This window comes from Variovorax sp. 20P10.2.4, assembly GCF_058244205.1.
The window spans coordinates 1-7,912 of the sequence record NZ_JBZAYE010000337.1 but is presented as its reverse complement, the minus strand read 5'-3'; the positions used below and the strand labels follow the sequence as shown (position 1 = coordinate 7,912).

Genomic DNA, 7,912 nt, shown 5'->3' with positions numbered 1-7,912 from the left:
GCGGCCGTGCGTTCGCGCTGCACCGTGTCCTGCGCCGCCATCGCGGCTTGCGAGGCGGCCGCGCTCGCGTTGGTGAGCGCGCCCACGTTCACCGACGCCACCACCGGCAGCCCGGCTGATTCGCCCTTGACCTGGATATTGGCCGCGTTCACCACCTGCAGCGCCGCGAGGTTCACGTTGCCCGAGACGCGGATACCGGCCTCGCCCGCGTCGATGGTGCCCAAGGGCGCGATCAGGTCGACGTCGCCCGGCGGCACTTCCGGAATCGGATCGAGCGTCGCGATGCCGGCACCGGTGCTCGGCACGTTGGGCGACAGCTTCACGTTGCCCAGCGTGTCGTACTCGCGCTTGGGCGGCGTGTAGACCACGGTGGTCTTCGAGCCCCGGCCCGCATTGATGTCGCCCGTGGCCGACCACGCGAGGATGTCGCCGCCGAAGGTGGTCATGATGCGCGACAGGCCCAGCAGGATGCTGCCCTGGCTGTACATCTGGATGCTGCCCTCGCCCTGGGTCAGCAGGCCCGCGGGCACCGCGTCCTCCTTGATCGAGGGTGTCACGCCCTCCACGCCGACGACGGTCTGGCCGCCCGGCGCCAGGGTCTGGATGCCGCCGCCCACGACCGTGCGGATGCCCGCGTTGCTGTCCACGCCCTGGTAGAGCGTGATGTCGCCCGCGCGCCGGATCGGCTGGCCGGCCGCGTCGGTGTCGGGGAACAGCGTGGCGATGGCATCGCGCCCGCGCAGGTAGCTGCCGTAGCGCGGGCTGTCGGCGTCGTTGTACTCGCGGCCGCCGGCCGTGAGCTCGGCGAAATAGACCTGCCGCACGAAGATGCGCTGCTGCTCGGCGGGCAAGGCGAGGAAGTAGGCCAGGGCATCGGCCCCGCCCGGGCCCGCATAGCCGTAGCGCTGGCCCAGCCACTGGGCCAGCTCGGCCTCGTAGGTGCGCGCGACCTTGCCGGGCTGGTCGGCCAGCGGCTGGCCGGTGGCGGCGAGCCGGGTTGCGTCGAGATAGCGCCGCGCGAAGCCGGTGTAGTCGACCGTGCCCTCGCCCGGCGCGCCCGCGCCCAGGCCCGCCTGCAACGTGATGCCCGCGCCCGGCCGCGTGTCGCCGGGGACCAGCGGGCCCAGGCTGGTCAGGCTGGCCTGGCTGCCCTGGTAGATCTGTCCGCCCGCCGAGACCTCGAGCGAGCCGGGGCCGGCGATCGTCCAGCCGGTGAACAGCACGCTGCCTTGCGCCGCGATCAGCGACACGTCGTTGGCGCCGTTCTGCACGATCAGGCCGCGGGTGTCGACGATGTCGCCGCCGGCCACCATGCGCAGCGGACCGGCGGACTGGTAGTACGGCATCGAGAGGCCGCCCGTGGCGAGCGCGTCGGTCATGTAGATCCGTCCCGACTGGATGCCGACGATGTCGCCTTTCAGCGCATAGATGCGCGTGCCCTGGCCGCCGAGCGTGCTGTCGTCGACGACGTTGTTGGGCCCGAACATGAACATCGTACCTTCGATGACCACGCGGTCGAGCGGCGTATCGGCGTTGCCCCAGTAGTTGGAGTCGAGCACCTTGCGGCCGCGGCTGTCGAGCTCCCCGCCCAGGCGCCAGGCCGGATTCAGCGGGGTGGCGATGCTGTTCGCCGAGGCGCCCAGGATGGCGATCGGCGAGGAGCCGTTGGAGACGTTGTTGGCGGCATCGCCGCTGATCAGGTCGCGCGCCAGCAGCTCGAGCGCGCTGTGGGAGGACGGCATCAGCAGCACCTCGCCGCCGGTCGCGTAGTAGATGCTGCCGCCCAGCGCCGCCGCGCGCAGCACCGAGGGCACGACGTTGCCGCTTTTGACGATGGGCGTGAGGTTGCCGCCGGCCGACACCAGGTCGATCTGCGTGGCCGGCGTCCACAGGGTGAACCAGGTCGATCCGAAGCCGGTGATGCCGTCCGCGTTGGTGCCCGCGGTTTCGCTGACGGGCGTGTCGCGGCCGGGATCGGTGAAGGTGTTGACCGCCAGGTCGCCCAGCGTGCGCACGCGCACCGCGCCGTCGCCCGGCGCGAAGCTGGCCTCGCCGCTGGAGCGGCTGGCATAGGGGGTGTAGGGGTCGAGCGGGCGCTGGTCGCGCAAGCGATAGCCATAGCCCTGCAGCCGTTCGCTGCCCACGCTGCCGGCCGTCACGGTGGTATCGCCGCGCAGGCCCACGAACATCCCGCCGTTGATCTGGCCGCCCGCGCTCACGTCGAGCGCGCCGCCGCCGGTCTGCAGCAGCTGCCCGTCCACCACGCGACCGCTGCCGGCCGCCGCCACGACGAGGCTGCGGTTGCCTTCGCCCAGCGTCGCCCCGTCGGGCAGGCCGATGTTGCCGCCCGCGCGCACCGTGACGTTGCCGCCGCCCAGCGTGCCCACGCCCGTGAAGGCGGGCAGCTCCAGCAACTGGGGAAAGGGCGCGGCGCTGTTGAAGGAGTAGGTGCCGAAGTTGATGCCCCAGGCGGTCGGCTGGTCCAGGCCCGCGCCGCCCTGGCGCCACAGCCAGGTGCCGATCGACTGGCTGTCCCGGGCCTGGAAGCCCAGGATGTCGCCTTGCGCGGCCAGCGTGAAGTCGCCGCCCTGCGTGGGCATCCACATGCGCGTGCCGTTGAGCGTGGGCTCGTAGGCGCCGTTGGCCGCGCCGAGCACGGTGCCGTCGGTCTGCAGCCCGCGGTCCAGGTTGAACGGCGCGCTCGCCGCGCCGTCGATGGCGGTGCCGGCGGTGTAGACGCCGAACGGCGACTTCTGCACGTAGTTGCCGCCGGCCAGCAGCTCGAGGTCGCCGGTGCCGGTGCGGATCACGCTGCTGCCGATCGAGACCACGGGCGATGCCAGGCCGATCAGGTGCGCGTCTTCCAGCGTGATGTTGCCCATGCCCGCCAGTTGGCTCGCCGTGTGCAGCGCGCGCGTGTCCGCGCTGCCCAGGTCGGCACCCGCCACCAGCCGCATCGACCACGACTGCATGCCCGGCGCCAGCATCGGCGCCGTCGCCCATTGCCGGCCTTGCGTGCCGTCGGGCCCCACCGGGCGCGTCGGCGCGATGGCACCGCCCACGTAGCCCTGCACCACGGTGTTGACGGGAAGAACGGAGCCGGCCGGCACGGTGAAGTCCTCGGTCAGCAAGGCGCCGTTGGTCAGGAAACCCAGCGGCGCGCCTGCCGGGATGGTGATGGACGACAGCACGACCGATCCCATGCCCACGTTGAAGCCGGCGCCGAAGGTCTGGCCCTGGTTGAGCACGGTCTGCGCGGGGATGACCTCGCCCTTGCGGTACAGCACCGAGCCGTCGGCGTTGTACACATTGGCGGTCGCCACCGTGTCGTAGGAGAAGAAGGCCTCGAGCACCTGCGCCTCCGCCGGCAGGGTCGCGTTGGGGTTGACGGCGATGCTGTAGAAGAAGCCCGGATCGGTGATCGTGATCGCGAAGTTCAGGGTGGCATCGGACGGGAACAAGGTGAAGGCCTGCACCGTCACGGGGGTGGGGATGTTCACCGCGCTGGTCAGGGTGCCGACCGGCAGTTGCACGCCCCAGCCGTTGTCGTCGGGCGAGGCACCGGGCGGCGCGAAGCCGTCGCTGATGCTGCCGTTGATCTTCAGGTCACCCGTGGCGCGCAGCACCAGCACGCCCGGCTCGCCCGAGCCGCGCAGGGCCGGGTCGGCACCGGGGCCGTAGCGGTAGCCCGAGAGGTCGATGTCGCCCTGGGTCGACAGGCTGCCCGTGCCGTCGAGCTCGACGCCGGGACGCAGGTGATAGGCCGCGCCGTAGGCGCGCAGGCCGGCCAGGCGCCCCTGCAGGCCGTCGTTGGCCCATGCCGCGTCGATGAAGCGGCGGCTGTCGACGTCGATGCCGTCGAGCAGCTGCTGGTCGATGACCGTGCCGTCCGCCAGCGTGTAGGTGCGAAAGCCCACCACGGCGATGGAGGCGGCGCCGCGGATGTTCAAGGGGCCGGCCGCCTGGATCGCGATGTCGTTGTCGCGGGACGCATCGGCGGGATCGGGGCCGCGGCGCGGCGCGGCGATCTCCACTTGGCCGCGCGCGATGCCGTCGGGCGTGCTCAGGTCCAGCGTGGCGCCGGGCTGCAGCGTGACGCTGCCGCGCGTCGAGCTCAGCGCGATGTGCGCGCGGTTCGAGGCGTCGATCGGCTGGCCGTTGCTGTCGACGGCCAGTTGCGTGGCATGCACGTCCAGCACCGACGAGGCCCCCAGCGTCAGGTCGCCGCTGGCGGTCAGCGCGATGCTGCCCGGCCCGCGGCCCGATGCATCGAGCTTGCCGTTCACCGTCAGGCTGCCGTCGTCGAGCACGATCGCGATCCTGTTCGCGCGCACGCCGTCGCCGACCGCCAGGTCGCCATGCGCGATGCGGAAGCCGCGCAGCGCGGTGAAGCCGGCGTCGTTGAGCTGCGTGTTCAGGGCGGCGAAGCCGGCGTTGTCGAGCGCGCCCACCTGCTCGATGAAGCTGCCCTGCGCAAAGCCCTGCCCGCCGCTGCCGCGCAGCGTGCCGTTCCATTGCACGGTGGCGCCGTCGGCCAGCGCGCTCGCCTGGATCGAGCCCGCGTCGCTCGCGGCGGCGGAGACGTCGATGGTCGACCCGGCCTGCTGCGCGATGCTGCCGCCCGTGCTGGTCGCGGTCAGCGCGCCGCCCCAGGAATCGCGCGACACGTCGTAGAACGTGACGTGGCGCCCGCTCAGGTCGATGGCGGCATTCGCGCCGAAGACGATGTCGCCCGTGCCTTGCACGTCGAGCTTGCCGGTGGGCAAGGCAATGGCGGTGTCCAGCGTCACCTTGCGGCCGCTGAAGGCCAGCGAGGCGCCCAGGTCCTGCACCTCGCTCGTGCGGCCCCCCGTCGCGCCCTCGGGCAGCGCGACATGGATGTCGCCGCCGGCCGCATAGCGCATGGTCGCGCCGCTGGCACCCGTCAGCAGCGGCGTGCGGATGTCGAGCGCGCCACCCTGCAGCGTGCCCGAGGCATCGCGCGTCAGGCCCACCGACAGCGAGCCCTTGTTGTTGGCGGTCACTGCCTGGGCGGCGTCGATGGTGACGTCGGCGAAGCCCAGCGCCACGCGGTCGAGCGCGGTCTGGCTCTGCGCGCGGGCATGGGCGTCGTAGCCGAAGATCATCGTGTTGACGTCCAGCACCAGGTGGCCCGCGCCGGAGCCCGGACCGCCGGGCACGGTCGCCACAGGGTCCGCGCTCGCATAAGGCGACGTGGTCGTTCCCAGGCCCGAGCGCACGCCGTTCCACACCAGCGTGTCGGTGACCAGGCGCACCTCGTCGCCCGCGTTGCCCCAGCCGTAGAAGGCCGGCGTGTTGATGGCCAGCTGCGCCTTCGACTCCCCGGTGTCGAGCGTGACCGTTCCGTAGAAGTTGAGGGTGTCGGCGGTCAGCGCCAGCCGTTCCAGCGCGGGCAGGCCGCTGTCGGTGGCGGGCCGCAGCAGGCGTGCGAGCACGTCCTGCGTCAGCCGCCAGCCCGTGGGCAGCACGCCGGCGGCATCGGCCTGCGCCAGCGCCGCGTCGTTGCCGATGTTGATCTGGTGCTGCGCCACCGTGACGAAGCGCGCGCCCAGGTTGACGTTGCCCAGGCTCAGGTCGCCCGGCGCCAGGAAGGCGACCGTGCCGGTGGTCAGCAGGCTGGCGCCGTCGGCCACGCGGATGCGGCCCGTGCCCTGCGCGGGCAGGAAGTCGAGGAAGCCGTTGGCGACCGCCAGCACCGCGGGCCCGCTGGCCGTGGGGGCCAGGAAGTTGGCATAGAGGTAGCCCAGGCTGGAGTCGGCCGCCGGGTCGGCGAAGCCGCGGGTGTCGAGCACGGCCGAGGTGTCGACCGACAGGTCGTTGCCGATCAGGAAGATCTGGCCGGCCTTGAGCGCCGCGCCCTCGCCCACGTGGACCGTGCCCGCGCCCCCCATCGTGAAGTAGACGCGCGGGCTGTCGCTCTGGTTGGTGTTGCCGTCGAAATAGCTGGTCCAGCCGCCGATGGAGATCGACGCGGCATTCATCGCATTGAGGTCGCTCGCCGCGAGCGTGATGCGCCCCGGCACGGGCGTGGCGCCATCGGCCGTGACGTCGATGGCCGCGTTGCCGGTCACGATCACGCGGCCGGCCCCGCCGCCCGGCGCGCCGCCCATCAGCGCCTGGCCCTCGAAGCTGAGCGCGTCGCCGCCCGCGTCCGAGCGCATCAGGTCGAAGCGCAGGATCTTGCCGTCGGCCGGCAGCAGCGGCCGCACGCGGCCGAAGCGGGCCGCCTGCTGGATGGCGAAGTCCGAGTAGCTGGTCTCGTTGTACTGCGAGAACCGGCGCACCGCGGCGCCCGGCGTCACCAGCACGGCAGTGGGCAGGCTGTCGCGAATGCCGGTGCCGGCCAGCGACAGCACGCCGCTGGTCTGCCACGAACCGTTGGGCACGGCCACGGCGGGTTGCCGCGCCAGCCCCGGCGTCGCGGACGGGCCGGTGGCGACCTCGACGCGGAAGGCGCCCGGCAGCAGCGCATAGCTCGAGGGCAGCAGCGTGTAGGTGCCGGCGGGAAGGCCGGGCACGCCGGCGCCGATCTGGATCTGCCGCCCGATGGCCGGATCGCCGGCCCCCTTGTCGGCGATGACGGGCGCGTAGGCCGAGGCATAGCCGGGCAGCACCGCATAGACCTGGTTCGAAGCCGCGCTGTAGCGGTTGCCCGCGGGATTGGCGTTGTACAGCGGCGTGGCCAGCACATCGACCGAACCGCCGCGCCCGGTGACGAAGCCCTGGCCGCGCAGGTCGCCGCCGCCCGACACGTCGAGCGTCGCGCCCGCCTCGACCACGACGTGCTGGCCGCCCAGGCTGATGCCCGAGAGCAGCTCGCCGCCGTCCTTGACGCCGCCGGGCAGGCCCGTGAAGACGGGGGCACCGCGGTAGTCCAGGCCGTCGGTGGTGCCGCCGTAGGGCATGACCAGGCCCGCGGCGCTGACGGAGGTCACGCTGCCCGGCCGCAGCACCACCGTGGTGTCGTCCGTGGCCTTCTCGTTCAGCGGCGCCCCCAGCGGCGACGGACTGTCGTTGATGGTGATGGTGCCCAGCGGCGCGCGCAGCGTGCCGCCCTGGTCCACCGTGCCGGCGCGCAGCAGCAGCTTGCCGAACACCGAGGCCGGCATCGGCGCGTCCTGCCCGCTGGAGCGAAGGGTCAGCGTGCGCTGCGAATCGAGTTGCTCGATCGGGTTGCCGAATTCGTTCGGCACGGTGATGCGCCCCGCGAGGATGGTCGCGCTGGCCCCGCTCATCGGATAGAGCTGCGCCGACTCGATGGCGATGTCGCCGCTCGCGTACAGCCGGGTGTTGCCCAGCCGCACGTCGCCCGATGCCTTCAGGTTGAGGCTGGCGAAACCCGGGAGGTCCACGGGTCGAGACGGTACGTTCAGCAGGCCCCCGCCGTCGCCCTGGATCCCGCCCGTGCCCGAGAGCAGGGTGTCGTAGAGGTCGATCAGCGAGGCTTCGATGGTCAGCGCGCTGGTGCCGCTGACGCTCGACGCCATGAGCGCGCCTTCCTTGTTGATCAGCCCGGGCGAATAGAAGCCGACCGAGCCGGCCCATGGCTGGTCGTCGGGACGGATCGGGTAGCCGCCGTCCAGGCGCACATAGGGCGCGCGCAGGTTCACGCGGGCGTCGGGCGTGGCGGCGTCCACGGTGTAGACGCCGCCCTTGAGATTCAGGCTGCGGCCCAGCGACAGGTCGATGTCGCCCTGGAACACGAACAGGTCCTGCGTCCCCAGGGTCAGGGCGTCGAAGCCACCGGCGACGACCTGGTCCATGCCCAGCCGGGTGTCGCCGACGGCGAGGCTGCGGTCGGCCTGGCCGGGTGCCAGGTCGGCGGGCAGGCGGCTGCCGGGGCGGACCTGCGTCAGCGTGATGTCGTGCATGTGCTGCACCGCCTCGGGCA

At 72.4% G+C, this 7,912-nt stretch carries 1 protein-coding gene; it reads right to left on the bottom strand.

All coding sequences use genetic code 11. The features are described 5' to 3' along the window. A partial coding sequence (locus tag AC27VN_RS25840) for a filamentous hemagglutinin family protein (RefSeq protein ID WP_490878372.1) occupies positions 1 to 7,912 on the bottom strand: 7,912 nt, incomplete at both ends.